At 63.5% G+C, this 26,324-nt stretch carries 21 protein-coding genes and 1 riboswitch; of the genes, 9 read left to right on the top strand and 12 right to left on the bottom strand.

Going from position 1 to position 26,324, the window contains the following annotated elements; translation table 11 throughout:
• Nucleotides 1-237: 237 nt before the first annotated feature.
• From GTP69_RS05160 to GTP69_RS05145, 4 genes are all read left to right on the top strand, one after another.
• Nucleotides 238-1,182, top strand: coding sequence for a DMT family transporter (locus GTP69_RS05160; RefSeq protein WP_229260815.1), 945 nt, complete (start codon nucleotides 238-240; stop codon nucleotides 1,180-1,182).
• A gap of 95 nt (nucleotides 1,183-1,277) precedes the next feature.
• Nucleotides 1,278-1,739 (top strand): RidA family protein, encoded by a 462-nt coding sequence (locus GTP69_RS05155; protein ID WP_110848828.1) that lies wholly within the window; start codon nucleotides 1,278-1,280, stop codon nucleotides 1,737-1,739.
• An 84-nt stretch (nucleotides 1,740-1,823) separates the two neighbouring features.
• Nucleotides 1,824-3,017 (top strand): aminotransferase-like domain-containing protein, encoded by a 1,194-nt coding sequence (locus tag GTP69_RS05150; RefSeq protein ID WP_161053853.1) that lies wholly within the window; start codon nucleotides 1,824-1,826, stop codon nucleotides 3,015-3,017.
• Between the two features lie 367 nt (nucleotides 3,018-3,384).
• Nucleotides 3,385-4,743, top strand: a complete 1,359-nt coding sequence (locus tag GTP69_RS05145; protein ID WP_161053852.1) for a diguanylate cyclase domain-containing protein — start codon at nucleotides 3,385-3,387, stop codon at nucleotides 4,741-4,743.
• On the opposite strand, the gene GTP69_RS05140 is transcribed toward GTP69_RS05145, so the two are convergent.
• Nucleotides 4,721-5,857, bottom strand: a complete 1,137-nt coding sequence (locus tag GTP69_RS05140; RefSeq protein ID WP_161053851.1) for an MFS transporter — start codon at nucleotides 5,855-5,857, stop codon at nucleotides 4,721-4,723. The two genes, GTP69_RS05145 and GTP69_RS05140, sit on opposite strands and share 23 nt — an antisense overlap.
• Nucleotides 5,858-6,032: 175 nt before the next feature.
• Between GTP69_RS05140 and GTP69_RS05135 the strand changes: the two genes are divergently transcribed.
• Nucleotides 6,033-7,133 (top strand): AraC family transcriptional regulator, encoded by a 1,101-nt coding sequence (locus GTP69_RS05135; protein WP_161053850.1) that lies wholly within the window; start codon nucleotides 6,033-6,035, stop codon nucleotides 7,131-7,133.
• Here the strand turns inward: GTP69_RS05135 and GTP69_RS05130 are convergent.
• The 3 genes from GTP69_RS05130 to GTP69_RS05120 are packed head-to-tail and all read right to left on the bottom strand — an operon-like array spanning nucleotide 7,130 to nucleotide 10,894.
• A complete protein-coding gene (locus GTP69_RS05130; protein ID WP_161053849.1) occupies nucleotides 7,130-7,993 on the bottom strand; it encodes an SDR family NAD(P)-dependent oxidoreductase in 864 nt (287 codons plus the stop codon). The two genes, GTP69_RS05135 and GTP69_RS05130, sit on opposite strands and share 4 nt — an antisense overlap.
• A complete protein-coding gene (locus GTP69_RS05125; protein ID WP_161053848.1) occupies nucleotides 7,990-9,498 on the bottom strand; it encodes an aldehyde dehydrogenase in 1,509 nt (502 codons plus the stop codon). Before GTP69_RS05125 ends, GTP69_RS05130 begins: the two co-directional genes overlap by 4 nt.
• Before the next feature lie 10 nt (nucleotides 9,499-9,508).
• A complete protein-coding gene (locus GTP69_RS05120; protein ID WP_161053847.1) occupies nucleotides 9,509-10,894 on the bottom strand; it encodes a flavin-containing monooxygenase in 1,386 nt (461 codons plus the stop codon).
• Between the two features lie 212 nt (nucleotides 10,895-11,106).
• Here GTP69_RS05120 and GTP69_RS05115 point away from each other — a divergent pair, with 212 nt between their 5' ends.
• Nucleotides 11,107-13,533: a TonB-dependent receptor gene (locus GTP69_RS05115; RefSeq protein ID WP_371867805.1), complete on the top strand. Its 2,427-nt coding sequence runs from the start codon at nucleotides 11,107-11,109 to the stop codon at nucleotides 13,531-13,533.
• Here the strand turns inward: GTP69_RS05115 and GTP69_RS05110 are convergent.
• From GTP69_RS05110 to GTP69_RS05100, 3 genes are read right to left on the bottom strand one after another with little or no spacing between them, the layout of a single operon-like run.
• Nucleotides 13,528-15,090 (bottom strand): FGGY-family carbohydrate kinase, encoded by a 1,563-nt coding sequence (locus tag GTP69_RS05110; protein WP_161053846.1) that lies wholly within the window; start codon nucleotides 15,088-15,090, stop codon nucleotides 13,528-13,530. The genes GTP69_RS05115 and GTP69_RS05110 overlap by 6 nt on opposite strands.
• Before the next feature lie 16 nt (nucleotides 15,091-15,106).
• Entirely contained in the window at nucleotides 15,107-16,684 is a 1,578-nt protein-coding gene (locus GTP69_RS05105) for a glycerol-3-phosphate dehydrogenase/oxidase (RefSeq protein WP_161053845.1), read from the bottom strand.
• Nucleotides 16,681-18,270 (bottom strand): FAD-binding oxidoreductase, encoded by a 1,590-nt coding sequence (locus tag GTP69_RS05100; protein ID WP_161053844.1) that lies wholly within the window; start codon nucleotides 18,268-18,270, stop codon nucleotides 16,681-16,683. The genes GTP69_RS05105 and GTP69_RS05100 overlap by 4 nt, the downstream gene beginning before the upstream one ends.
• Before the next feature lie 101 nt (nucleotides 18,271-18,371).
• On the opposite strand from GTP69_RS05100, the gene GTP69_RS05095 reads away from it, so the two are divergent.
• The gene (locus tag GTP69_RS05095; RefSeq protein WP_161053843.1) at nucleotides 18,372-19,394 is read left to right on the top strand and encodes a helix-turn-helix domain-containing protein; all 1,023 of its coding nucleotides are present in this window, start codon (nucleotides 18,372-18,374) and stop codon (nucleotides 19,392-19,394) included.
• On the opposite strand, the gene GTP69_RS05090 is transcribed toward GTP69_RS05095, so the two are convergent.
• The 3 genes from GTP69_RS05090 to GTP69_RS05080 are packed head-to-tail and all read right to left on the bottom strand — an operon-like array spanning nucleotide 19,391 to nucleotide 21,846.
• Nucleotides 19,391-19,831: a hypothetical protein gene (locus tag GTP69_RS05090; protein ID WP_229260814.1), complete on the bottom strand. Its 441-nt coding sequence runs from the start codon at nucleotides 19,829-19,831 to the stop codon at nucleotides 19,391-19,393. The two genes, GTP69_RS05095 and GTP69_RS05090, sit on opposite strands and share 4 nt — an antisense overlap.
• A gap of 11 nt (nucleotides 19,832-19,842) precedes the next feature.
• A complete protein-coding gene (locus GTP69_RS05085; protein ID WP_161053842.1) occupies nucleotides 19,843-20,367 on the bottom strand; it encodes an SRPBCC family protein in 525 nt (174 codons plus the stop codon).
• Between the two features lie 33 nt (nucleotides 20,368-20,400).
• Nucleotides 20,401-21,846 carry a cytochrome P450 gene (locus GTP69_RS05080; protein ID WP_229260813.1) on the bottom strand — a complete coding sequence of 482 codons (1,446 nt, stop codon included), beginning with the start codon at nucleotides 21,844-21,846 and terminating at the stop codon, nucleotides 20,401-20,403.
• A gap of 68 nt (nucleotides 21,847-21,914) precedes the next feature.
• On the opposite strand from GTP69_RS05080, the gene GTP69_RS05075 reads away from it, so the two are divergent.
• Entirely contained in the window at nucleotides 21,915-22,313 is a 399-nt protein-coding gene (locus GTP69_RS05075) for a VOC family protein (RefSeq protein WP_161053841.1), read from the top strand.
• Here GTP69_RS05075 and GTP69_RS05070 read toward each other — a convergent pair.
• On the bottom strand, nucleotides 22,310-22,510 hold the full coding sequence (locus GTP69_RS05070; RefSeq protein ID WP_110848843.1) for a hypothetical protein: 201 nt from the start codon (nucleotides 22,508-22,510) through the stop codon (nucleotides 22,310-22,312). The two genes, GTP69_RS05075 and GTP69_RS05070, sit on opposite strands and share 4 nt — an antisense overlap.
• Nucleotides 22,511-22,519: 9 nt before the next feature.
• Nucleotides 22,520-25,345 carry a M16 family metallopeptidase gene (locus GTP69_RS05065; protein ID WP_161053840.1) on the bottom strand — a complete coding sequence of 942 codons (2,826 nt, stop codon included), beginning with the start codon at nucleotides 25,343-25,345 and terminating at the stop codon, nucleotides 22,520-22,522.
• Nucleotides 25,346-25,438: 93 nt separating this feature from the next.
• Nucleotides 25,439-25,569: riboswitch (FMN riboswitch) on the top strand.
• A gap of 94 nt (nucleotides 25,570-25,663) precedes the next feature.
• On the opposite strand from GTP69_RS05065, the gene ribB reads away from it, so the two are divergent.
• Nucleotides 25,664-26,323, top strand: coding sequence for a 3,4-dihydroxy-2-butanone-4-phosphate synthase (gene ribB, locus GTP69_RS05060; RefSeq protein ID WP_161053839.1), 660 nt, complete (start codon nucleotides 25,664-25,666; stop codon nucleotides 26,321-26,323).
• Nucleotide 26,324: the final 1 nt, after the last annotated feature.

Here is a 26,324-nt window from a genome sequence, read left to right as displayed (position 1 = left end):
GGCACCGGCACCGGCACCGACGTCACCGCCGGACCGGGCGCCGGCGCGGCCAAGGCACGCGTCTCGCGGGCCTGTGCGGCGGCCAGCGCTTCATTGACTGCTTCCGCCGCCGCTGCCGCAGCGGCTCCCAACAGCGAAGTGCGTGGTCGTGTATTGGTCATATTACCGTCACAGTATAAGAAATTATGTTGCGAAGTGTACTGGCACTGTACTGGTTTTGTCACGTAGCATAAACCCATGAATACAAATACACCAGTCCTGACCACTCACCGCCGCCTTAGCGATGAAACCACCGGCATGCTGCTAGGCCTGATCGGCGTGGCTATCTTCAGCCTGACGCTGCCCTTCACCCGCCTGGCGGTCAACGGCGGCATGGGCACCGCCGGCGTCGGCCTGTCGCCGATGTTCGTCGCTCTGGGCCGCGCTCTGACCGCCGCCATCCTGGCCGCCGGCTGGCTGTACTGGAAACGCGCGCCGCTGCCGCCGCGCTCCGCCCTGCCCGCCCTCGCCATGGTGGCCATCGGCTGCGTCATCGGCTTCCCGTGGCTGACTTCAGTGGCCATGCGCACCCTGCCGGCCGCCCACGGCGCCGTGCTGGTCGGCGTGCTGCCGCTGGCCACCGCCATGTTCGCGGCCCTGCTGGGCGGCGAGAAACCGTCCAAAGGCTTCTGGATCATGGCCATCTTAGGATCTGTACTGGTGATCGGCTTTGCGCTGCGCCAGAGCGGCGGCGCCCTGCACGCCGCCGACGTGGCGATCTTCCTGGCGGTGCTGCTGGCCGCCATGGGCTACGCCGCCGGTGGCCGCCTGTCGCAAACGCTGGGCGGCCAGCAAACCATCTGCTGGGCGCTGATCCTGGCCGCACCGCCGCTGCTGCCGGTAGTCGGCTGGCTGGCCTGGCAGGACAGCGCGCAACTGGCCCACGCCAGCGCCGCCGCCTGGACCGGCTTTGCCTACGTCTCGGTATTCTCTATGTTTATCGGCTTTTTCTTCTGGTACCGCGGCATGGCGCTGGGCGGCGTGGCGCGGGTGGGACAAGTACAGCTGGTCCAGCCCTTCCTCTCTGTACTGGGCGCCACCGTGGTGCTAGGCGAGACGCTGGAGTGGCCCACCCTGGTATTTGCAATCGCCGTCATCGCCACCGTGGCAACAGGCCGCAAAATGCAGGTAAAACGCGGCTGACGCCGTACACTATCTCGATTTCACGGCAACTGGAGAGCTGCCGCGCCGCGAGAGTACAATATCGGTCTCAACACACATAACAACTGGATAAGCACATGTCTGTTTACGAAAAACTCAAAGCGCTGGATATCACCCTGGCTGCGCCAGCCACCCCGGCCGCCGCCTACGTCATGTACGCTCAAACCGGCAATCTGGTATTCCTGTCGGGCCACATCGCCAAACGCGCCGACGGCAGCGTCTGGGTCGGCCAGCTAGGCAAGAACATCGACACCGCAGAGGGCAAGGCCGCCGCACGCGCCATCGCCATCGACCTGATCGGCACCCTGCAAGCGGCTGTCGGCGGCGACCTGACCCGCGTCAAGCGCATCGTCAAAGTCATGAGCCTGGTGAACTCCACCTCTGAATTTACTGAACAACACCTGGTCACCAACGGCGCTTCCGAGCTGCTGGGCGAAGTCTTCGGCGATGCCGGCAAACACGCCCGCTCGGCCTTTGGTGTCGCTCAAATCCCGCTTGGCGCCTGCGTCGAAATCGAACTGATCGCGGAAGTCGCGTAAAGCGGGCGGCAGCTTACCCGTTGCCGTTCCATCTATAAAAGCACGCCACAAGCGAGCTTGTTGTTATCCTCTAGTGAGACACGTATGAAAATCGAAAATCCCAATCCGATCCAGTGGCAGTTCGCCGAACGCGCCGAACAGCTGCAAGCTTCCTTCATCCGCGAGATCCTGAAGATCACGCAACAGCCGGAGATCATCTCCTTCGCCGGCGGCCTGCCGTCGCCGCTGACCTTCCCGGTCGAGGAAATGAAAGTCGCCTACGACAAAGTGCTGACCAATAACGGCAAAGTCGCACTGCAATACGGCCCGACCGACGGCTACACCCCGCTGCGCCAGTGGATCGCCGAATCGCTGTCGACCGGCGGCGCCAAGATCCTGCCGGAACAAGTGCTGATGACCTCCGGTTCGCAGCAAGCGCTCGACCTGCTGGGCAAAGTGCTGATCGACGAAGGTAGCCGCGTGCTGGTCGAGACGCCGTCCTACCTGGGCGCCCTGCAAGCCTTCTCGGTCTACCTGCCGGAATTCAAATCGGTGGATACCGACGACCATGGCCTGGTGCCGTCGTCGATCGCCGCCGTCGCAGAAGGCGCGCGCCTGCTGTACTCGCTGCCTAACTTCCAGAACCCGACCGGCCGCAGCCTGTCGTTCGAGCGCCGCCAGGAACTGGTGGAGACCTGCGCCCGTCTGGGCCTGCCGCTGATCGAGGACGATCCGTACGGTTCGCTGAGCTACAAAGGCGAGCCGCTGCCGAAGATGGTGGCGATGAACCCGGACGGCGTGATCTACATGGGCTCCTTCTCCAAGGTGCTGACGCCTGGCATCCGCCTCGGCTACGTAGTAGCCCCGCTGCCGCTGGCGCGCCGCCTGGAACTGGCCAAGCAAGCGGCCGACCTGCACACTTCGCAGCTGACCCAGATGGTGGTGCACGAAGTGATCAAGGACGGTTTCCTTGACCAGCACATTCCAAAAATCCGCGCGCTGTACGGCGACCAGTGCCAGGTCATGCTGGACGCGATGGCCCAGCACTTCCCGGCCGGCGTTGAGTGGACCAAGCCGGAAGGCGGCATGTTCATCTGGGTCACGCTGCCGAAGCACATCGACGCCATGAAACTGCTGGACGAAGCGATCGCGCAAAAAGTCGCTTTCGTGCCGGGTTCGCCGTTCTACGCCAACGAGCCGGCCACCAACACGCTGCGCCTGTCGTTCGTCACCGTGCCGCCGGAACGCATTCGCCACGGCATCGAAATCCTGGGCAAGCTGATCGCCGCAAAACTGTAAGCAGCACCATTGCGGGCGGCCGTTGTACGATGACGGCTACCCGCAAAAATACAACACATCGCCGGCGACTTTATCACCAATAGTCACCTAAAACGGCCGATTCCGTAACATCCCACCAACATTACTTACACCATCTGGCGCGAGCCTGAGTGCCACCTGATGCATCCAATGCAACACCCTCGTTCGCTTGGATTTTTTTTCACCTACAGGCGTTGCAAAGCGGTATGATTTGAACGGATAGTCACTTTCATATCAGGCCAGCCTTGTTGAAACGCGCCCTCACCGTCACTGCTTGCCAACGCCGTTGCCGCCCCCCGCAACCGGCCGGAGACGCCTGCGCCATCTGTCAGGTTAAAGGCGCTCGCCAATGAATTCCGGAAGTTTGAGTTACGCGACGCGGCGCGATGCCGCGATCCTGATCGTGGACGACGCCCCCGAGAACCTGGGTGCGCTGCGCAAGATGATGGTCGAACAGGGATACCAGACCTTTGTGGCCACCAGCGGCGAACGCGCGCTGAAAATCGCCCGCCGCGTCCATCCGGACCTGATCCTGCTCGACATCATGATGCCGGGGATGGACGGCTATGAAACCTGCCGCCAGCTCAAAAGCTACGAAGCTACTCAGCGCATCCCCGTAATTTTCATGAGCGCGCTCAGCGATACCGACGATGTGGTGGCCGGTTTCGACCTCGGCGCGGTCGACTACATCAGCAAGCCGCTGCGCATGGCGGAAGTCTGCGCGCGGGTCCGCACGCAACTGCAAATCCGCAGCCGCAGCGAGACCCACGAAGAACAGGCCGAGCGCCTGCGCACCATCGTCAACAACATGGCCGAAGGCCTGTTGATCATCGAAGCCGATGGCCGCATCCAGTTTACCAATCCGGCCTGCGACAAATACCTGGGCTACCAGGCCGACGAACTGGCCGGCAGCACCATCGCCGAGCTGCTCAACCCCCTGGTGGCGCAGGAATACCTGGACTACTTCGAGCGCTACGCCGCCGCCCCGCAGACAGCGCACAACCACGGCACGCGCGAAGTGATCATCCGCCACCGCAACGGCAGTTCGGTGTGCATGGACCTGACGCTGACGCCGATGTACCTGCGCCAGCCGCTGTTTATCGGCCTGCTGCACGACATCACCCACCACAAGCAGTCGGAAGACACTCTGCTGCGCGCCGCCATGGTCGACCCGCTGACCAAGATCGCCAACCGCCGCCACTTCGACAGCTTCCTGGAAAAAGAATGGCAGCGCGCCATGCGCAGCGGCCAGCCCTTGTCGCTGGTGGTGCTGGACGTCGACCACTTCAAGCTTTACAACGACACGCTGGGCCACCCGGCCGGCGACAGCTGCCTGCAACAGGTCGCGGCCGCCATCGCCTCGCACGCGCTGCGGCCGACCGACCTGGCGGCGCGCTACGGCGGCGAGGAATTCGTGCTGCTGTTCGCCGAAACCGATGGCGACGCTGCCTACCTGCTGGCCGAAGCGATCCGCAACCACATCGAATCGCTGCAAATCCCGCATCCGCGTTCCACCACCTCGGCATGGCTGACGGTCAGCATCGGCGTGGCCACCATCCACCCGCACCAATTGGACAACACCGAGTCGCTGTTCGTCGCCGCCGACCGCGCCATGTACGTGGCCAAGGAAGGCGGCCGCAATCAGGTCCAGGCCACCAAAACCGGCGGCGCCTCGCTGGCCGCCGTCAAAGCACTGGTGATGCGCTGACATTTGGCGTGCCGCGCAAGGCCTTGAGGCCGAGCGGCACGCTGCCCGCCAGCGCCAGCAGCGCAAACACGACCACGCCCATGCCGCCGGCATCCTGGAACAACTCGCCCGCGCCCACAGTGCCCAGTGCCACCGCCGCAAACGTCACCACCACGGAGCGAGACAGCAGCGTACCGTCGCGGTCCTGCGCCGAGATGAAACTGTTCAGCACCGCCATGATGGTGTAGAAGGCCGCGTTCAGCATCAACTGGCCGACGAAGAACAGCAGCGCGTCATGTGCGGTGAAGAAGCACGCCACCGACGCAAACATCACCGCCAGCGCGCCAATCACCGTCAGCCCGCGCCGCGCCGCCAGCGCCGGTATCGCCGGCACCACCGCGCCAAAGAATCCCAGCAGCGACGACACCGACAGCAGCACGCCGATCTGCGGCAGCGTCAGGCCAATCCGCTCGCCCTGCAAGGCCGACACCGCCCACACGCCGGCCTGCACGCTATACACGCCGACAAACACGCCCCACGCCAGCCAGATCTCCGCCATGCCGCGCTGCCGTCCCACCGCGACGCCAGCCGGCCGCTCCGGGATCAACGATGGCACGCGCAGCGCCACCACGCCCAGCACCGCCGTCATCAGCGCCAGTCCTTGCCACACCGCCGCGCCGCTGGCCGCATCGGGGAACAGGGTCAGCAGCGTGAACACGCCCGCCACCGCCAGTCCGGAAAGCAGCAGCACCAGTCCCCACAAACGCTCCGCATCGCGATGACAGGCCAGGCAGATGCCAACCATGACGATCATCTGCGCCTCGCACAAACCGGCCACCAGCCGCAGCACGCTGAATACAGCCACCGGCAGCACCAGCATGCACGCCGCCTGGCACAGCGCCAGCAACAGCAAGGCGCCTGCCGTCAACGCCGTCGGCGCGCGCCGCGCCAGCGCCGGCAGCACGATGCAGCCCACCAGCATGCCGATCATCTCCGCGCCGGTCAGCATGGTCGCCTGCCCTTCGTCCAGATGCAGGCGCGCCATCGCATTGGTCACCAGCAGCGGCATCATCGTGGTGCCGCCGATGCCCAGCGCCCAGGTGCAGGACAGGATGAAGGTCGGAGGTTGCGTCATGTCGTGTCCCCAGTTGTTGGCGGCCTTGCCGCTTTTTTCCAAGCTTACGATGGCGGCGGCGCGTAACGGGTCTAAAATGGCCAAACAAGGCACCGAAACGGCCACTGCGACCATGCGTGATCCAGCCGCCACAAACCGTACTATGCTAACCGCAAAGTTCACCCAAGGAGCGCCCATGCCGGTCAAACCGCATCATCCCGACGCCGAAGCCGCAGCCGATGTGCCGCCGCATGTGATCCGCCAGGTGCTGCAACTGGTAGCCAGCCGGGGCCACTCGGCGGAACGCCTGTGCAAGGGGCTGGGATTCACGCCGGAGAACCTGTGCGACGCCAACTTCCGCGTCTCCTACCGTCAAACCAGTCTGCTAGTGCGGCGCGCCATGCAGCGCTGGGGCGATCCGGCCATCGGCATCGCCACCGGCGCGCGCCAGACGGTGGTGTGTTTCGGCTTGCCCGGTCTCGGCATGCTGACCTGCGCCACGCTGGGCGAAGCCTTCCAGTACCTGATCAAATACCAGCGCGCGGCCGGGGCGCTGACCACCAACGAGATGAGCATCCTCGACGAACACCACTTCGTCACGGAGGTGAATACGCGCTTTCACGATCCGGAGCTGGAGCCGTTCTTTATCGAAGAGATTTTTGTCAGCGGCGTGGAAGTGTCGCGGGCGATGGTCGGCTCGCACTTCCGCCCGGCGCGGCTGGAACTGCGCTATCCGCGTCCCGAGTATGCGGCGGCCTACAGCGAATACTTCCGCTGCCCGGTGATCTTCAACGCCCCGCTGAATCGGCTGATCTGCGACATGGCCTGGTATCACTGCCCATTGCCCACGCATGACCGCTACATGCAGGACAGCCTGCAAGCGCAGATCGACGAACTGCTGGAACAGGAAACACCGCGCAACGATCTGGTGGAGTCCATCATGAACGAGCTACGCGGCTCCATCGACGAAGTGCCGGCGCTGGCGCGCATCGGCGAAGCGCTCAACCTGAGCGAACGCACGCTGCGCCGCCGGCTGGCGGAACTGGACACGTCCTACCAGCGACTGGTGGACCAGGTACGCTACGAATGCGCGCTGGATCTGCTGAAGCGCAGCGACATGCCGCTGATCGATATCGCCATGGCCACCGGCTTTACCGACGCCCGCAACTTCCGCCGCGCCTTCAAGCGCTGGTGCGGCATGCTGCCTAACCAGATCCGCCAGGGCGCGCCCGCCCCACGTTTGATTCCCATGGAGCGGGCCGGCAGTAACAGCAACGCCGCGCAAGCCGCAGTTTAAGATAATTCCCACTTGCCGGCGCGGACTTGTACCAGTCCGCGCCGCCGCAGCGACTCCAGATAGCGCGCATGCCCGCGCAAGCCCTTCTTGCGGAACAGCGGTATCAGCTTGGGCAGCATGTTTGGCACCAGCATCGCCAGCCGCACCGTCCACGATTCGCTGACGCGTGGATAGCGCTCCAGGCACGGACTATCCAGCATCCGCATCACCTGCTTCGCCACGTCTTCCGGCTGCTGCGGCGGGTCCATGAATTGCAGCGTGTTGCCGCCTTCGATCGCCTCGCGCATCAGCATCGGCGTCTCGGTCGCCGATGGCATGACGTTGCCGATCTTGACGCCGTGCCGCTCCGTGTCCATGCCAAGGCACAGCATGGCGCCGCGCAGTCCGAACTTGGTGGCCGAATAGATGCCCGTCTCCGGCAGCGGGAAAATCCCGCCCAGCGACACGGTGTTGATCACGCGGCCATCGCCTGAGCGCTGCAAGGCGGGAAAGGCCAGCCGCGTCAGCACAATCGGCGACAGCAGGTTGATATTCAACTCGCCGAGAATATTCTCGACCGAGCGCTCCTCGAAATGGCCGGTGCCGGTAATGGCGGCGTTATTGACCAGGATATCCAGCCGCCCGTAGCGCTCCTGTATCAGCGCCAGCAACTCCGGCAGCTTATTGAAATCACGCAGATCAATCTGCACGCCGGTCGCCGCCGGCCCCAGTTCGGCGACCGCCATGTCGAGCGACGCCTGGTTGTAATCCGCCAGCACGCACTGGATGCCACGCTCGATAAAACCGCGACAGATGGCGCGGCCAATACCGCCGGCGCCGCCCGTAATCAAGGCCACACGGCCCGGTGTGGTCGTCGTCATGGCGCGCCCCTTCCCAGTTGCATCCAGATGGTCTTGGTCTCCGTGTACTGGTCATGTGCCAGCAGCGACTTCTCGCGCCCGCCGAAGCCGGACTCCTTGTAGCCACCGAACGGCACGCCGGTATCGCCCTCCGAAAAACAGTTGACCGACACTGTGCCGGCGCGAATCTGCCGCGCCACGCCGTGCGCCGCATCCAGGCTGCTGGTATAGACCGATGACGCCAGCCCGTAGCTGGTATCGTTGGCAATAGCCACGCCCTGCGCCAGATCGTCAAACGTCATCACCGACAGCACCGGACCGAAAATCTCCTCGCGGGCAATCATCATTTCCGCGCGCACGCCATCAAAAATGGTCGGCTCGACAAAGCTGCCGCCGCTCTCCTGCCGCAACTGACGGCCGCCATACACCAGCTGCGCACCTTGCGCCCTGCCGCTTTCAATGTAGCCCAGCACCCGTCGCATATGCTGCGGCTCGATCATCGCCCCCACCCGCGTGGAAGGATCGAGCGGATCGCCGACGCGCCACTGGTCGAAGGCGCGCTTGACCTCTTCCAGCAGCTCGTCCTTGCGCGAGCGGTGCACGATCAGCCGCGAACCGGCGCTGCAATTCTCGCCCTGGCAGAACAACGCGCCCAGCGCCACCTGCTGCGCCACGCCGGCCAGATCGTAGGCATCGGCCAGCACCAGCGCCGGGCTCTTGCCACCGCATTCCAGCACCACCCGCTTCATATTCGACTCGGCCGAATATTTGAGGAACTGTCGTCCCACCTCCCCCGAGCCGGTAAAGCTGACGCAATCAATATCGCGATGGCGGCCGATCGCCTGCCCCACCGTCTCGCCATAGCCCGGCACGATATTCAACACGCCGTCCGGCACGCCCGCTTCCAATGCCAGGCGGCCCAGTACCAGCGCCGTCAGCGTGGTCTGTTCGGCGGGCTTGATGACGAGCGAGTTGCCGCTGGCTAGCGCCGGGCCGATCTTCCAGCCGGCCAGATAAATCGGAAAATTCCACGGCAAGACCGCGCCCACCACGCCGATCGGTTCGCGCACGATCATGGCGACGATGTCCGGCGCGGTCGGCGCCACCTGGTCGTATAGCTTGTCGGCGGCTTCCGCGTGCCAGCGCAGGCTTTCGATCATGTCCGGCAGATCGGCCGACAGCGCATCGCGTATCGGTTTGCCGGAGTCCAGGCTCTCCATCAGCGCCAACGTCTCCAGATTGGCTTCGACCAGATCGGCAAAGCGCAGCAGCACCCTCTTGCGGTGCTTGGGTGCGGCGCGCGACCAATCGCCACGCTCGAACACGCGGCGCGCGGCGCTGACCGCGTCGTCCACCTCCAGCGCGCCGCAACGGGCGATGCCGGCCAGCCGGCGGCCGGTGGCGGGATTGACGGTGTCGAATTCCTCCGCAGAGATGGCGTTGACGAAGCGGCCGTCGATCAATGCGCGGGTTTCAAAATCCAGTTGCGTGGCTTGCTGCTGATAGTACTCAAAAGTATTCTCCATGCGGCGCTCCTCAAGCCGCTGCGCGCAAGGCGGCGGGACGGGCGGCGGCGGTATCCACGCGCAGCTTGTCGTAGTAGTTTTCGGTCAGCTCCGGCCAGCCCATCTTGCGGCGCAAGCGCTTCAGGTAGGACTTGAGCGCATGCGCTTCCAGATACACCTCATGCCGCTGCGACTGCACAAACTTCAGCCCTCCGGACAGGTCTGGATTGTCATGCGCGATCAGTTCGTCGAAGCGGCTGGCGGTGCCGGGGTTGTCCAGCTGGTCGCGCAGGTAAGCGGCGATCATGAAGGCCTCGGTGTCAAACAGCTTGTAGGCGCTGGAGTTGGTCTCCACGTAGCCGATGCCGAACAGGTTGCGGTGATCGCGGCTGAACATCGACAGATACAGCTGCGGCCTGCCGCCGCGCCATTCGAAGTATTCGGCGGCGTATTTGCAGCTCCACTTGTAGCCGGTGGCGTAGATCACCAGGTCCAGCTTCTCGCGGCTGCCGTCCTTGAACACCACGTCGTCGCCATCGTAGTGCGATACATCCGGCTTGACCGCGACATTGCCGTGCTGGAGATTGTGCAGCAGTTGCGAGTTAAGCAGCGGATGGCTTTCGAACAGTTTGTGATCCGGCTTGGGCAGGCCAAAGCGCGTCAGGTCGCCGGTGAACATCTTTAGCAGCAGGCTCATAACGGGACGCGCCACCCACAGCGGCAGCGGCGGGCCGCTCTCGCCCACCTGGTCGGCGGGAATGCCGAACAAATGCTTGGGGATGAAGTGATAGCCGCGCCGCAGACTGATGAAAGCGCGGTCTGCACGATTGGCTGCATCGCAGGCGATGTCCGCGCCCGAATTGCCGGCACCGACGATCATCACCCGCTTGCCGGCAAATTCGTCACTGCTCTTGTAGGTGACGGAGTGGCGGATCTCGCCATTGAAGTGCCCCTTCAGCTCCGGCATATTCGCATCCCAGTTACAGCCAGTGGCGCAGATCACCGCCAGATAGCGGCGGCGCGTGCCATCGCCCAGCGTGACCACCCAATTGCCGTTGTCCTCCTTGTGCACATGCTGCACCGGCGTGCTGAATCGGATCGACGCGCGCAGGCCGAAGGCATCCGCATAGCTGCGCACATAGCTGAGGATCTGCTGATTGGTCGGATAGTCCGGATACGACTTCGGCATCGGAAAGCCGATAAAGCCCGACAGGTCGCGTGATGAAATGAAGTGTGCCGATTCATAAATCGGGCTGCCGGGATTATGCATGTCCCAGATGCCGCCCACGTCCGAGTGGCGCTCGAACTGCTCGTACGCCAGCTTCATGGACTTCAGCGCCCGCGCCGCAGACAAGCCGCCCGGCCCGGCCCCCACCACGCATACCGCGTTGCCGCAGTCGATAATCTCGTTGCTCATTGTTGTTCTCCCCTATTGTTGAAAGTCCCGGGTTCATTGTGCAAACAAAGGCCGCGCGGCACGGGGGCAAAAAGGACAGACGGGGAGCCGAAGCGGCCACGCAACACCTTGGCCGTTTGGCCGTGTGGGCGTCCTTGTCTGTCCGATCCGGCCCCCGGCATGGCAAAGCACGCGTCTACATTGAAAAAAAACCAAACAACCGAGGAGAGACCGTGAAGCCATCTGCAATGAAGCCGCCACCCCGTCCTATGCGCATCCTTGCGCGCAGCATCGCCCTTGCCTTTGCCGGTACCATGCTTCACCACGCCGCACAGGCGGACGACGAGATGCAGAAAGTGATCGTCACCGCGCAGTCGCGCGCACAGTCGGCGCAGGAGGTGCCGATTTCGATGGAAGTGGTCACCGCGCGCGACATCCAGAACCTCGGTGCGCGCAACCTCGGCGACCTGACCGGCTATCTCCCCGGCCTGCAAGTGGACGCCACCCAGGCCACGCAGCCGATCTTCGGCATCCGCGGCGTTCAGGCGGGCGACTTCGGCATCGGCACCGACACGCCGGTCGGTATTTATGTGGACGGGGTCTATACCGGCAAGACCGGCGGCGCGCTGATGAACTTCATCGACATCCAGCGCGTGGAAGTGCTCAAGGGGCCGCAAGGCACGCTGTTCGGCCGTAACAGCGCCGCCGGCGCCATCTCGGTGGTGACCAATGAACCCGAGGCGGACTTCGACGCGTCCGGCCATATCAAGGTGGGCGATTACGGCCGCGCCAATCTGGACGCGATGCTCAATGTGCCGCTGGGCGCGACCACCGCTGCGCGGCTGGTGTTCGTGCGCGACACCAGCAACGGGTGGGTGCGCAACGCCACCACCGGCACCCGTACTGCCGGCGACAACTCATGGGCTACGCGCCTGTCGGTCAAACAGAAGGCCGGCGACGCCACGCTGTTGCTGTCGTGGGAACATGAGCAGTTGCGTCAGCACGGCTGGCCGGCATTCGGCGTAGTTAAAGGCAGCGCGCTGCCGATGGCCGGCTACACCGGCGTGTACGATGCCGCCTACGTCGCCAACTTCAGCGATCCGCGCAAGACGCCATTGGAGAACGACACCGACGGCCGCGAGACCCGCAACTTCGACGGCGTAACGCTGCGCGCCGAAGTGCCGCTGGGTGGCGTCACGCTGCGTTCCACCACCGCCTACCGCACTTTTTCCTCGCTCAACCTGACCGACAACGACGGTACCGCGCGCACCGATTTCATGCTGGCCACCCAGGACCAGAAGAAAGCCTACAACTGGCAGCAGGAATTCAAGCTATCCGGCGCCACCGATAAACTGGACTGGGTCGCGGGCGTGAGCTTCTACGACAACCGCGAACGCCAGCGCAGCTCCGCCATCGTCAACACCCAGACGCTGGACAGCATCAGCCTGATGCAAGGCGGCAGCGCCGATTTGGCCACGTTGTTTTCGGGCCTTGGCGAAGCCGGCGTGCCCGGCGTGAATGGCAACTCGGTATTCGGCTGGGAAGAGAACAACTACGCCCGGCTGCACACGCGCGCCGCGTCAATTTATGGAGATTTGATCTGGCGCCTGGCGCCCGGCACGCGCCTGACCACAGGCCTGCGCTGGAGCCGCGACCGTAAGGAGATGCAGTGGTATGTGCCGGGCCGGCAGTCCGCCTCGCTCGACACCCTGCTCAACACCTACGGCCCCGCCGCAGGCATCGACGCTTCCGCGCTGCCGGCCAACGTCATCTTCGCCGCCGCCGGACCGCTGGCCGCCACGCCGGTCAACGCCACCCACAGCTGGAACGACTGGAGCCCGCGCCTGGTACTGGATCATAAATTGACGGAAGACCTGCTGTTGTTTGCATCGCTGTCGCGCGGCTACCAGGCCGGCGGTTTCAACGTCTTCACGCCGCCGAATCCCACGTCATCCAATCTGCGTGAGCGCGACCCGAGCTTCAATCCGGAGAAGATGACCAATCTGGAACTGGGCTTCAAACTGTATGCACCGTCGCTGCGCGCCACACTGAATGGCTCCCTGTTCGCCTACCGTTTCAAGAATCTGCAGGACGTCAAACTGGGTGGCAGCAGCGCCATCCCCACCTACAACATCATCAACAGCGACCAGGAAGCGAAAGGGCTGGATCTTGATGGCCGCATTCGCATAACACCGCGCATCACGCTATTCGCCGGCGTGGAATTCATCGACCAGACCTACCAGCGCTTTGAAACCACCGACACCAGCGGCGCCACGCTCAACCTGTCCGGCCAGCCGGTCGGCACGCCAGTGTTCAGCGGCATGGCCGGCGTCAACGCCAACTGGGAAGCGCTGAATGGCCGCATGAGCGCCACGCTACAAGGGAGCTACCACGGCAAGAACCGCTGCAACGACGACACCCGCGCGCTGCAATGCCTGAATGCCCCGGCCTTCCGCACCGGCACCTCTGTCAGCAAGGCCGACCTGCGTGTTGGCTGGGACACGGCTGACGGCAAATTCGGCATCGGCCTGCTGGTCAACAACCTGTTCGACAAGCGCTACGTCTACAACCTGGATGGCCAGACCAAAGCCTTCGGCCTTCCCTACGCCAGCATCACCGCGCCCCGCACCATCGCCCTCGAACTGCGCGGCAGCCTATAACTGCTCTGGATAGCCGGTGATGTCGGCGATTTGCTGGTACATCGGCTGGAGTTGCTTGTACATGCGGAGGTAGACGCGCCGGTATAGCTGGTCGTAGATTTGCTGGTTGGCGGCGATCGGATGGAAGATGCGGCCGGGGCGCGTCATGGCGCGGGTGGCGGTGTCGAAGTCCTTGTGCAGACCGAGGCCGGCGGCGATGGCGATTGCGGCGCCCAGGCCGGAGGTTTCGTAGACGTGCGCACGGGCGGCAGGCAGGCCAAAAATATCGGCCGTCAGCTGCATGGCCGCGTCGCTTTGCGATCCACCGCCGGCGATGCGCAGCTCCGTCACGGCGACGCCGCTACGTTTTTCGATGCGCTCCTTCCCTTCACGCAGCGCATACGCCAGGCCTTCGAGAATGGCGCGGTACATATGGGCGCGGGTGTGTACATCGCCGAAGCCGATCATGGCGCCCTTGGCTTCAGGGCCGGGAATACGGATGCCCGGACTCCAGTATGGTTGCAGCATCAGCCCCATTGAACCCGGCGGCACTTCGTTGACGAGGAGGTCGAACATGGCTTCCGGCGCTAGCCCCTGCTCCGCACCAGCAATCTGCTCCAGATGGCCAAACTGCTCCTTGAACCAGTTGACCATCCAATAGCCACGGAAGATCTGCACCTCGGTGCTGTAAGCACCCGGCACCGCAGCAGGATACGGCGGAATAAAGGGCGTGACTTCGACGTATTTGCGGCTGGTGGTGTTAATGGTGGCCGTGGTGCCGTAGCTCAGGCAGGCGATGTGCGGTTCCAGGCTGCCGGCGCCAATCACTTCGCAGGCTTTGTCGGCGGCGGCGGCCACCAGCGGTGTGCCTTCCGGGATGCCGGTCGCCGCAGCGGCACTGGCGGTGATGGCGCCGATCACCGTGCCCGGTGCCACCAGCTCGGACAGCATGTCCTTCCGAACGCGCAAGGCTTCCCATTTCCAGTCATGCGCGCCGGCCCATTTGTGGCGCTTGTAGTCGAACGGCAGATACGCAACCTGCGATCCGATCGAGTCCACATGCCGCCCGCACAGGCGATAGTTGAGGAATCCAGACAGCAGCACGTATTTATGCGTCTTGGCCCAGATCTCCGGCTGGTGTTCGGCGATCCAGTTGATCTCCGCTTCGCGGCGGAAGTATTCGATGGTGCTGTCCACGCGCGCCAGTTTGAAGGCGGTACGCCACCACAGGCTTAATGGCTTCTGTTTGCCGACGCGGCGCTGGTCCAGCCAGGTAATCGCAGGCCGCAGCACTTTGCCGTCGCGGTCCAGATTGACCACCGTGCCGCGCTGCGTGGTGACTGCCACGCCTTTGATAGCGCTGCGCGGGATATCGGTGCTGCGCCACAGCTGCTGGCATGCGGCGGCGACGGCGTCCCAATAACCATCGGCGTCATGCTCGGCCCAGCCGGGATGGTCGGAGAAATAGGCTTGCAGATGGATCTGCGCTTTGGCTGCGAGATTGCCGTTCAAGTCGAACAGCAGCGTGCGCACGCTTTGCGTGCCGTTGTCGATGGAGAGCAGGTATTGGTCTGCCATGATGTCTCTTTATATTTTATGTTTTGGGCACGCTGTAATGCGTGCTCCATAGCGCCAGGTAGGCTGCTTGCTCATCGTTCCAGCGCTGGTCGCTCCACCCGAGTTCAGGCTGGCAGATGCTGCGGATGCGCGGCAGGATGTCGACGCCACCGCCGCGCAACTGGATGCCGATGCGGCTGCGGCGCAGCAGCAGGTCTTCCAGCTTGCAGACGTCTTCGTGGCGCGCGGCCCAGCGCAGTTGGGCCCAGATGGTTTCTGTGCCGGCGATGCATGACAGTTCATTCGGCTGCGCGGCATCGATCAGCGCTTGGGCGTCGGCGCCATAGCGGCCTTGCAGGCGTTGTGCTTGTCCTGCGGGCAGGTCTGGCAGATAGCGCAACGGCGGCGTGGCGGCGAATACTGGCTGCGGCGTCAGCTTGTCGCGCAGCTCCGGCAGACGTGTGGCGGCCAGCTTAAGCGCGTCCAGTGCGATGACGCGGAAGGTGGTCAGTTTGCCGCCGGTGACGGTCAGCAGGCCGTGTTCCAGCCATAACGCGTGGTCGCGCGTTTCTTTGGATGGATCGGCCTTGCCGCTATCGATCACTGGACGCACGCCGGCGTAGGTGGCGATGATGTCGTCGTCGGTCAGGTGCAGTTGCGGGAATTGGGCGTGCAAGGCGGCCAGCAGGTAATCGCATTCAGCTCGCGTAATGGCTGCTTCCCGCGACAGGTTGTCATGGTGATCGACGTCCGTCGTGCCAACCAGCGTTATGCCCTCCCACGGATAGGCGAAGACCGGACGGCCATCGGCCGGATGCATCAAACTGATAGCCTGAGCCAGCGGCAGCCGCCACGCCGGCAACACCAGATGGCTGCCGCGCAAAGGCCGCAAACTTGTCGCGGTCGACTGCGACGCGCGCAGCTGGTCGGCCCATGCACCAGTAGCATTGATGACGAGCCGCGCGCGAACCTCGTGCTGCGCGCCGCTCAGACCATCCCGTAGCCGCACGCCGCACACATCGCCGGCCTCTCCGGTGGCAGCGTCGGCCGCATCCCCGCGCAGCAGCGCCTCGGCGGCCACGTAGTTCACCGCCACGCCGCCATACCGGCGCGCCTCTTGCAGCACGCGCAGCACCAGCCGCGCATCGTCCGTCTTGGCGTCCATGTAGACCATTCCGCCCTGGAGACCGTCGGTGGCCACATTCGGCGCCAGCGCCGCGAACTCTGCGCGGCCGTAATAATGCCGCGAGCGCTGCCCGGCCATGCGATCATAAATCGCCAGTCCCGCCAGAAACGCCCGCTTGCCCGGCTTGCGCCCCACATAATCGCCAAACGCAAAACTCTGCGGCTCCACCAGCCCCGCCGCCTGCCGCAGCAAATGCTCACGCTCATGCACCGACTCGCGCGTCAGGCCAAACTGCCCCTCCTTCAGATAGCGCAAGCCACCATGCACCAACTTTGAAGACCTGCTCGACGTCCCCCACGCAAAATCGCGCTGCTCCACCAGCAGCACCCGTAAACCCCGCCGCGCCGCCTCCAGCAATATCCCGGCACCGGTGATGCCGCCGCCAATCACCACCAGATCCCACTCGCGTGCAAAGTCCGCGCGGCTCATGGCGCCAGCTTCCCAGGATTCATGATCTGCTGCGGGTCCACATGCGCAAACACCGCGCGCAGCGTCGACATTCCTAGCCAGCCCTTCTCCGCCGCCAGATACGGCGCGTGATCGCTGCCCACGCCATGCTGATGGCTGATCGTGCCGCCATTGTCCACAATCGCCATGGACGCCGCTTTCTTCAACGACTTCCAGCGCGCCAGATCGGCCTCGTAGTCGCCCGCCAGCCGGTACACAAAGGTCGTATAAACACTCGCTCCCTGAGCATACAGATGCGACAAATGGGTGTAAGCGTGCACCTGCTCCCCATACTGCCCCAACGCCGCAGCGCCAGCCGCCTCCACCGCCCGCATCATGATCTCCACGCGCGGCCAATCGACCGCCGTCTCCACCGTATCGATGGCATAACCATGCTGCCAGGCCGTATTGCGCAGATAGACATTGCGGAAGCGGTTCTGCTTCCACTTTTCACCCATGGTGCGGCCTACATGCACGCCGCCATGCGGCAAGGTTAATACCAGCGCCTCGCGCAACGCCGCCCGCGCCAGCGACTTGCGGCCGCTCACGCCAATCATCAGCATGCACTTCCCGCCCTTGCAGCCGCGCAGCGACAGATACCCTTCCAGCAGCGCGATCATTTTCTTGTGGCCCGCCAGCGCCAGCATGGTGGTCGTCTCCAGCGGATTCGACAAACGCAGCATCGACAGCGACAACCCCGCCTGCACTACCTGCCGCACGGCCGTTTCCGCCGCATGCCAGTTCGGGAAGAACACCGCATGAAACGCCTCATACTCCGGCGCCGGTGTCACGCGCACCGTGGCCTCCGTCAGGATGCCCATCCGCCCTTCGGAACCCAGCACCATCTCGCGCAGATCCGGCCCCGCCGCCGATGCCGGAAAGGTCGGCAGATGCAGCGTGCCCGACGGCGTCTCCATCGAGCCGCCACGGAACATCTGCTCAATGCGTCCATACTTCAAGGACTGCTGCCCCGACGAACGCGTAACGATCCAGCCACCCAGCGTCGAATACTCAAACGACTGCGGGAAATGGCCCAGCGTATAACCGCGCGCCCGCAACTGCGCCTCCAGATCCGGTCCGAACACACCGGCGCCAAACGTCGCCAACTGCGATTCGGTATCCAGATACAGCAACTGCCGCATGCGCGTCATGTTCACCGCCACCGACGGCATGCCGGACGGCGCCGTCAAATGCCCGGCCACGCTGGTGCCGCCGCCTTGCGGGATCAGCGCCACGCCATGCTGCGTTGCATAGGCCAGCAGTTCGCGCACATCTTGCGCGCTTTGCGGATACGCCACGCCATCCGGCGCCCGGCCGATCACGCCATAGCGCAGCCGCAGCCAGTCTGGCAAACTCTGGCCCAGCGCATTCCGCAACCGTACCTCGGGCGAAGTATCGATCAGCGCATGCTCGGGCAAACGCGACGCGCCGATCTGGGCGCGCGCCTGCGCCAGGCCGGCATCCGTTACCGGCCGGCCGGCGCCAATGCGCTGCGCCAGAAACGCCAGCGCATCCGCATGCAGCGCAAACTCAATCGACTCATCGCCCCAACCATTCCAGCGTCTCATTGTTTTTCTATCTCCCTGGCGGCGCGCTTGCTATACTGCGAACGCACCGATTATTCACCACTTGAGATTAAAACAATGCCGCCCGCCGGTATTGCGCATTCATGACATCCCCCTTGTTCGATCATGCCAAACGCGTCGCCGGCTCGTATCTGCAGCCGCTGCTGGAAGCTGCCGCCCTGCGCGGCGTGACGGCGCAAGCGCTGGAACAGGCGGCCGGCCTGCCGCCGGGCGCGCTGGAGCCACTGCCGGAATCGCTGCCGGCCGACGACTACGTTCTCCTGCTCGACATCGGCGCCGAACTGGCCAACGATCCGCACTTCGGCCTGCATGTCGGCCAATGCGTCAAGCTCGGCACCTACACCGTGTACGGCCTGATACTCCTGAGCTGCCGCGATTTCGGCCAGGTGTTCGAGCAGACCATGCGCTACGAGCAACTGGCGCATGACCTGGGACGCTCGGCCATCACCATCGACGACGACATCGCCCACTACACCTGGCATAGCAACTATGGCAGCGCGCACCGCCACCTGGCCGACAGCGTATTCGCCGGCATCCGCGTGTTCAGCAACTGGCTGGCCGGGATCACGCTGCCTGCCAACCAGCTGACGCTGACGCACGACGGCGGCCCGCCCGAGCTGCGTGAAGAATATGTGAAGGTGCTGGGCGATATGCCGCTGTTTAACGCCGAGGCCAATGTCGCCAGCATCAACGCCATGATGCTGTCATGGCCGGTGCCGAATGCGGACGTCAGCCTGTACCCGGTGCTGCAACAGCACGCGGAACATCTGCTGCAACAGCGCGCCAACAACGCGCCGGCCATCACCCAGCAGGTGCATGACGCCATCGTCGCCAGCCTGTCGGGCGGCCAGGTACGGCTGGCCACCATCGCCGAGGTATTGAAACTCTCGCCGCGCACGCTGCAACGCAAATTGAGCGACGCCGGCGCCACCTTCCAGCAGGTGCTGGACCAGGCCCGCTTTGCGCTGGCCAAGGAGTATCTGAAACGGCAGGAGCTGAACCTGGTCGATATCGCCTTCCTGCTCGGCTACCAGGAACAGAGTGCGTTCAACCACGCCTTCAAGGAATGGGCCGGCATCAATCCCGGCGCCTGGCGCAGCGGCTAGATGCGCAGTCCGCGCACGCGGATAAAGGGACCGATGCAGCGCTGGAGATTAGGCTCCACGCACATCACGAACAGCGTGCCGCTCTGGTTGAATTGCAGGTAGCTGGTCACGGCGCGTCCCGGCTTGGTGATATCGCCGCTGCAATCGGGCTTGCCATTATCCTTGGTGATGGTGTCCACCTGCTTGTAGAAGCCATTCTTGTCCGGCTGGTCAGAGATGGTAAAGCTGGATTCGGCCACCTCCTCGTTGCTGAACACCAGCGTGCTGCCGTCGGCGCGCATGCGGTAAGTCTCGCTGCACGTACTATCGGGCAGCATGATCCGCCAGATGCCGATGAGCGGATGGTCGTGCCGCAGCGGCGCGGCAGCCGCCGGCATCGCTGCCGTTGTGGCCACAAGCGCCACCATCATCGCCAGTATCGTCCACGCCGTCCGCATCACGCGCCTCCTTATTTTTCCGCCGCCGTTTTCATTTTCGCCAGGCCGCTGTCGAACGCCGGCCCGATCATGCTGTCCATGCTGATAAACACATTCATCATCTTGGCCATGAAATCGCTATTGCCGGACATGGTCCAGCGCACCGTGGTGGTATCGCCATGCGGCTCCAGCACGAAATCCGTGATCGAGCTTGAATTCACCGGCGTCAGGAAATCCAGCTTGATGCCCACCTTGGTCGGCGTCAGGCTGACCACCTCCATGCGGCCGGAGCCGACATCCTTGTTCCCCTCCCAGGCGTACACCGCGCCGAGATCCTTCGATGCGCCGCTGAAGGTGCGCTTCATGGCCGGGTCCAGCCCCTCCCACGGCGACCACTGCGGCCAGTTGTGAAAGTCGCTGATCAGCGGCTGGATTTTTTCAGGCGGCGCCTTGATGACGATCGAGCGTTGCACGCTGTACGTCGACGGCTGGATCGCGGCCCAGGCCAGCAACACCAGCACCAGTACCGATATGCCGATAATGATTTTCTTGAACATGGTTGTTTTCCTTTTTATTGTGACACGAGCCTATCATGTTTTACGCGCGAGCCTGACCGGCAGCGAGTCCGGCGTCATGGTGAAGGTGAAGCACTCGCGCGCGGCGGGCGCACCTTCCACCCGCTCCAGCGCGAAATGCCGCACCAGCATCGACATCACCATTTTAATCTCCGCCATGGCCAGATAACGCCCCGGACAGAAACGCGGCCCGCCGCCAAACGGCAGCAGCTTGCGGCCGGGATCATCGCCGTGCGCGGCCGCGCCGTCAAGCCAGCGCTCGGGCAAAAAGCGCTCCGGCTCCGGCAACTCGCACTCGCGTTCCGACGCATGGCGCAGCAGCAGGAAGATCACCGTCCCTGCCGGCACCACCAGATCGCCCAGCACCACATCCTGATTCGGCTCGGCCGCCATGAACGGCGCCACCGGCTTGAGGCGCATCGCTTCGCGCGTGGCGGCGTCGATATACTTCAGTTGGTCCAGCAGATGATAATCCGCCAGCACCGCCCGTTCCCCCAGCACCTGCTGCGCCTCCTGCGCCATGGTCGCGGCGGCGGCCGGATGATCGGCCAGGAAGTCGATCAGCCACGCCGCCGTGTTCGACGTCGTGTCCTCGCCGGCAAACACCATGGTGATGGCGTTGCCCACTACGGCCTCGTCGGTGAAGCCGGAATCCGGCTCGTCGCGCGCCACGATCAGCGCCTCCAGCAGATTGCCGGGCTTGAGCCGCCGCGCCGGATTTTCCGCCAGCCGCTTGCGCGCGTCGGCGATAAAGCCGAAGATGGCCTGCTGGATGCGCGCCGAGGCGGCAATCGCTTCATGGTCCTGCGCGCGCTTCAGCACCGGCACGCGCCAATAGGCAAACGGCGTGGTCAGGCGCCGCGCCACCAGCTTGAACAGAAATTCAATGTCGCGCTGGAGCGGATGCGCCTCCAGTTCCAGCGTGTTGATGTCCTGCCCCATCGCCAGGCCGATGGTCACGTCCAGCGTGTACGCCTTCAGGTCGCGCAACAGGTCGACCGGCTGGCCGGCGGCAAGCGCGCTTTCCCAGCGCAGCCGCAGGCGGTCGGTCATCGCCGCCAGCATCGGGAAAAAGTTATGGATTACTTCCGGCGTCAGCGCCCGCATCACCAGCTTGCGCTGGCGGCGCCAGTCCTCTCCCTCGGCGGTGAACAGGCCGCGCGTGCCGATCTCGTTGAGCATCTCCGCCGTGCGGCTGGAGCGGCGCATCATGTCCGGCCGGTCGCGCAGCAGCGCCACGATCATCTCGCGGTCGGCGGTCGCCAGCATCTGCTTGCACATGACGCGGAAACGGTACAGCGGGCCGTACTCGCGGCCCCAGCCCTCCAGCACCTGGTGGAACGGCTGCGCGCGGATCTCGCGCACATTGCCCAGCAGCGGCCGCGCCTTCGGCCCCGGCAGGTCGGCAATGTGGCGTAATGGCGCCAGCCCCGGCGTGAGTTCCATGGTGTTTTTGCCCATAGTTGTTCTTCTCCGCGTACACTATATCTCCAAATGTTGACGATATACTCACTCGCCGGAGGATGCAAATGCTGTCGCACGTTTATGTGGGGATTAACAACTTTGAGCCGGCGCTGGCGTTCTACAGCGCGGTAATGGAAGTGATCGGCGCCCGTCAGCGCTTTGTGGACACCATCCGGCCGTGGGCCGCGTGGCAACCGGCGGAAGCGCCAAGGCCGCTGTTCGTGATCGGCGCGCCATACGACGGCCAGCCGGCCGGCTGCGGCAACGGCCAGATGATCGCCCTGATGGCAACCTCACGCGAGATGGTGGACCGCGCCTACGCCGCAGCGCGGGCGCACGGCGGCGCCTGCGAAGGCGCGCCGGGCCTGCGGCCGCAGTACCACGCCAACTACTATGGCGCCTACTTCCGCGACCCCGAGGGGAATAAACTCAGCGTCGTCTGTCACGACGCTTTTCCGGATTAAGCCAGTGCTTCCTTGGCCGCTTCCTCCGGCGTCAGCCCATCGTAGAACTGGTCGGTGAACCACTCCACCTGTTCTTCGATATGGTCCTGCGCCTCTTGCACCGTGGCGCCGCCCTTCACCAGGAAGCCCTCCACTTCAATGCACCAGTTAATCAGTTCCAGGGTTTCCGGGTCCAGCTCTTCTTTTTTCTTTGCCATGATTGCTCCTTACTTCTCAGGGTACAGCACCACTTGCAGATAGTTGTTGGTATCGAAGTAGCGCTGTGCGGCCTCTTTCAGGTCCGCCGTCGTCAACGCGTTTACGCGCGACTCATAAGCAAGTATATCCTCTGGATTGTTATTATTGAAGAAGGCATTCTGCAGGGACGCCATCCAATAGCCATTTTCACGCAAGCCCTTGCGGTAACCCTTGATCCACGACGCCTTCACCTTGTTCAGGTCCGCCTCGTCGATGCCGTCCTGCTTGAGCTTCTCGATCTCGGCAAAGGTAGCGGCCAGCACCTTGTCCACGTTCTCCGGCGCGCACGGCAAATTGGCGTTGATGGTGTAATTACCGTAGGGGATGCGGCTCATGCTGCCGCTCATGCCGCCGCTGTACATCGCGCCCATCTTCTCGCGCAGCGTTTCAATCAGCTTGATGTTCATCACCTCGACCAGCGCCTGCAAGCGCATGCGCGCGGCGCGTGAGTATTCGACGTCGCCGGTGAAGGACAGCGAAATGGTGCTCTTCGGCTCCGAGCCGGCGTGCACTTCCTTCTTCACCACGCCCTTGATCGGCCGCACGCCTTCGTCCTTGAAGGCCACCGGAATCTCGCCCACCGGCAGGCTGGCGATGTAGTTGGCGATCAGCGGCTTGATCTTCTGCACATCGAAGCTGCCGACGATGAAGAAGGTGAAATCGCGCGCGCTCGACAGGCGGCTGTTGTAAATATCCAGCACGCGGTCCAGTCCCAGCTGGTCAAAGTCCGCCGGGCGCGCGGCGCGCAGCACGCGCGGGCTATTGTTGTACAGCGTCGCCGTCACGGTATCGTAGAACACCGACTCCGGCCGCGCCAGATTATTCTGCGCCAGTTCGCGCTGGCGATCGACATAGGCAGTATAGATGGCGGCATCCTTGCGCGGCTGCGTCATCTGCAAGTAGACCAGTTGCAGCATGGCTTCCACGTCCGAACTGCCGGACACGCCGCCCACCGATTCATTGAGCGAACTGACATTGGCGGTCGAGCTGACACTCTTCCCGGCCAATACCTTGACCAGGTCATTCGGCGTGTAATTCAACACGCCCATCTGGCCGACGATGCTGCTGGCATACTGCGCGGCGAAGACATCGCTGTCCGGCAGCAGCGACCAGCCGCCGTAGCGCAAGCCGCCCAGGATCACCTGATCGTTATTGAAGTCGGTCGGCTTCAGCACCACCTTCACGCCGTTGCTGAGCGTGAGCTCCGTGGTGCCGATTTTGGCGTCAAATTTTTCGCTGACAATGCTGCCGGCCTTCGGCGGATTGGGCATCAGCTGGGTCGCATAGACCTTGTCTTCCATCGGCTTGACGGCGATCTTCTCGGCCGCGCTGGCGGTGTTGACCAGGTCATCGGCCTTCGGCTGCACGATGCCCGGCTTGTCGATGCCGCTGTAGATCACCAGCTTGCTCTGGTTGTCCGGAATGGCGGCGCGCACGGAGGCGTTGACCTCGTCCACCGAAATACTCGGCAGCAGCTGGTTGACGTAGCGGTATTCGGCGGCGATGCCGGGAATCGATTCATCTTCCAGGAAGTTGCGGATGTACTCCGCCGCATAGCCGCCCGAATCGGATTTTTCGCGCTCGTTGTACATGCGTTCGTAGTTGCGCAGCATACCCTTCTTGGCGCGCTCCACTTCCGATGCGCTAAAGCCGTACTGGCGCGCGCGCTGGTCTTCCTGCACCAGCGCATTGATGGCCGGCGTAACGCCGCCCTTGCCCAGCACCGCGCCGGCGCCATATGAACGGTAGCCGCGCACGATCTTGTTCATGCCGCTGCCGCCTTGCAGGAACGGCGGATTGGCTTGCTGCGTCAATTCAAACATGCGCTGGCTGAGGATAAAACTGTACAGGTTCTCGACCAGCTTCTGGCGATAATCGCCGAAGGTGCGCTCTTCCGGCAGGATCTGGATCGGGTAACGGATGTACACCGTGTTGGCGCTGACTTCCTTGTCGGTGAAGACAATGCCTTCCGAATCCTGGCGTTCCGGGATGGTGGCGTAAGCGCGCGGGCGCGGATGGGCAGGATTTTTCAGGTGCGCGAAATGCTGCTCGATCAGGCGCTGCGCCGCAGCCGGTTCAATGTCGCCGACCACCACCACCGCCATCAGGTCCGGCCGATACCAGTCGCGGTAAAAGCGCTTGATGGCGTCGTACTTGAAGCCCTTGATGATGTCTTCTTTACCAATCGGCATGCGCTGCGCGTAGCGCGAGCCATTCAGCACCTTGGGCAGCACCACCTTGTTCATGCGGTCATCCACGCCTTTACCGAGGCGCAGCTCTTCCAGCACGATGCCACGTTCGCTGTCGATATCGGCGTCGTTGAAGGACAGGCCATGCGCCCAGTCTTCCAGCACCTGGAAGCCCTTGTCGACGATTTCCTGTTTATCGGTCGGTATCGGCAGGATGTAGACGGTTTCGTCGAAGCTGGTGTAGGCGTTGAGATCTGCGCCGAACTTCACGCCAATCGACTGCAGGTAGGACACCAGCTCATTGCGCTTGAAGTGCGTGGAGCCGTTGAACGCCATGTGTTCGGTGAAGTGCGCCAGGCCTTGCTGATCCTCGTCCTCCAGGATCGAACCCGCCTTGACCACCAGCCGCAGCTCCAGCTTTTTCTCCGGGCGGCCGTTCTGCTGGATGTAGTAGGTGAGGCCATTGGCCAATTTGCCAACCTTGACCTGCGGACCCACTGGAATCGGGTCGCTCAGCTTCGGCGCCGGCAGGTCGTCGGCTTGCGCCAGGAAAGAACACGCCAGGATTGCAGCGCCGGACAGGATACGCAGGGTAATCAGCTTCATTCCGAATGCACAAAATCTAAGGGAACGGCTACCTTACACCGAATTCCCCGGTTTAGGCTAAAATCCTGTTGCCCGCCACTTGGCGGGTAATAACAACGTCTTCGGGGCGGGGTGTAATTCCCCACCGGCGGTAAGGTTCACAACCAAGCCCGCGAGCGCAGAAATGCGCAGATCTGGTGTAATTCCAGGGCCGACGGTTAGAGTCCGGATGAAAGAAGATGTGCGCTTGACGCATCCTGCTGCCCACTTGTGGCGCGGCTGGCTGCGCGTATTCGCTTGCCCTGTCGCGTTCCTGATTCTTACAAGGAGCGTATCACCATGCTGGACCACACCGCAGTATCCCCTTATTCCCTGGTATCCGACGATCTGGAAGGCCGCATTCGCGCGGCGCTGGAAGCCATGCGCGCCGGCGTGCCGGTCATCCTGCTGGACGATTTCGACCGCGAAAACGAAGCGGACCTGATCGTCGCGGCTGAAAAGATGACCGTGCAGACCATGGCCATGATGATCCGCGAATGCAGCGGCATTGTTTGCCTGTGCCTCAATGCCGACCGCGTGCGCGAACTGGAGCTGCCGATGATGGCGGCGAATAACGGCAGCCGTTACGGCACACCGTTCACCGTGTCGATCGAGGCGCGCGAAGGCGTGACCACCGGCGTATCAGCGGCGGACCGCGTCACCACCATCCGCGCGGCGACGGCGGCCAACGCCAAGCCGTCGGACCTGGTGCATCCGGGCCATGTGTTCCCGCTGCGGGCGACGCCGGGTGGGGTGCTGTCGCGCAAAGGGCATACCGAAGGCTCGGTGGACCTGGCCACGATGGCGGGCCTGAACCCGTCGGCGGTGCTGTGCGAATTGATGAACCCAGACGGCACCATGATGCGCGGCGCTGACATCGAACGCTTCGCCGAGCTGCATCAGATGCCAATCCTGACCATCGCCGAAATGATCGAGTGGCGCACCAAGAACGGCATCTAAC

It is taken from the genome of Duganella levis, from assembly GCF_009857605.1.
Lineage (GTDB): Bacteria > Pseudomonadota > Gammaproteobacteria > Burkholderiales > Burkholderiaceae_D > Rugamonas > Rugamonas levis.
Note: the sequence above shows the minus strand (reverse complement) of the source record. Positions and strands in the feature narration are given on the sequence as shown.

Coding starts and splice junctions, on each gene's coding strand:
- GTP69_RS05160 (WP_229260815.1), top strand. CDS start 238: ATGAATACAAATACACCAGTCCTGACCACTCACCGCCGCCTTAGCGAT.
- GTP69_RS05155 (WP_110848828.1), top strand. CDS start 1,278: ATGTCTGTTTACGAAAAACTCAAAGCGCTGGATATCACCCTGGCTGCG.
- GTP69_RS05150 (WP_161053853.1), top strand. CDS start 1,824: ATGAAAATCGAAAATCCCAATCCGATCCAGTGGCAGTTCGCCGAACGC.
- GTP69_RS05145 (WP_161053852.1), top strand. CDS start 3,385: ATGAATTCCGGAAGTTTGAGTTACGCGACGCGGCGCGATGCCGCGATC.
- GTP69_RS05140 (WP_161053851.1), bottom strand. CDS start 5,857: ATGACGCAACCTCCGACCTTCATCCTGTCCTGCACCTGGGCGCTGGGC.
- GTP69_RS05135 (WP_161053850.1), top strand. CDS start 6,033: ATGCCGGTCAAACCGCATCATCCCGACGCCGAAGCCGCAGCCGATGTG.
- GTP69_RS05130 (WP_161053849.1), bottom strand. CDS start 7,993: ATGACGACGACCACACCGGGCCGTGTGGCCTTGATTACGGGCGGCGCC.
- GTP69_RS05125 (WP_161053848.1), bottom strand. CDS start 9,498: ATGGAGAATACTTTTGAGTACTATCAGCAGCAAGCCACGCAACTGGAT.
- GTP69_RS05120 (WP_161053847.1), bottom strand. CDS start 10,894: ATGAGCAACGAGATTATCGACTGCGGCAACGCGGTATGCGTGGTGGGG.
- GTP69_RS05110 (WP_161053846.1), bottom strand. CDS start 15,090: ATGGCAGACCAATACCTGCTCTCCATCGACAACGGCACGCAAAGCGTG.
- GTP69_RS05105 (WP_161053845.1), bottom strand. CDS start 16,684: ATGAGCCGCGCGGACTTTGCACGCGAGTGGGATCTGGTGGTGATTGGC.
- GTP69_RS05100 (WP_161053844.1), bottom strand. CDS start 18,270: ATGAGACGCTGGAATGGTTGGGGCGATGAGTCGATTGAGTTTGCGCTG.
- GTP69_RS05095 (WP_161053843.1), top strand. CDS start 18,372: ATGACATCCCCCTTGTTCGATCATGCCAAACGCGTCGCCGGCTCGTAT.
- GTP69_RS05090 (WP_229260814.1), bottom strand. CDS start 19,831: ATGCGGACGGCGTGGACGATACTGGCGATGATGGTGGCGCTTGTGGCC.
- GTP69_RS05085 (WP_161053842.1), bottom strand. CDS start 20,367: ATGTTCAAGAAAATCATTATCGGCATATCGGTACTGGTGCTGGTGTTG.
- GTP69_RS05080 (WP_229260813.1), bottom strand. CDS start 21,846: ATGGGCAAAAACACCATGGAACTCACGCCGGGGCTGGCGCCATTACGC.
- GTP69_RS05075 (WP_161053841.1), top strand. CDS start 21,915: ATGCTGTCGCACGTTTATGTGGGGATTAACAACTTTGAGCCGGCGCTG.
- GTP69_RS05070 (WP_110848843.1), bottom strand. CDS start 22,510: ATGGCAAAGAAAAAAGAAGAGCTGGACCCGGAAACCCTGGAACTGATT.
- GTP69_RS05065 (WP_161053840.1), bottom strand. CDS start 25,345: ATGAAGCTGATTACCCTGCGTATCCTGTCCGGCGCTGCAATCCTGGCG.
- ribB (WP_161053839.1), top strand. CDS start 25,664: ATGCTGGACCACACCGCAGTATCCCCTTATTCCCTGGTATCCGACGAT.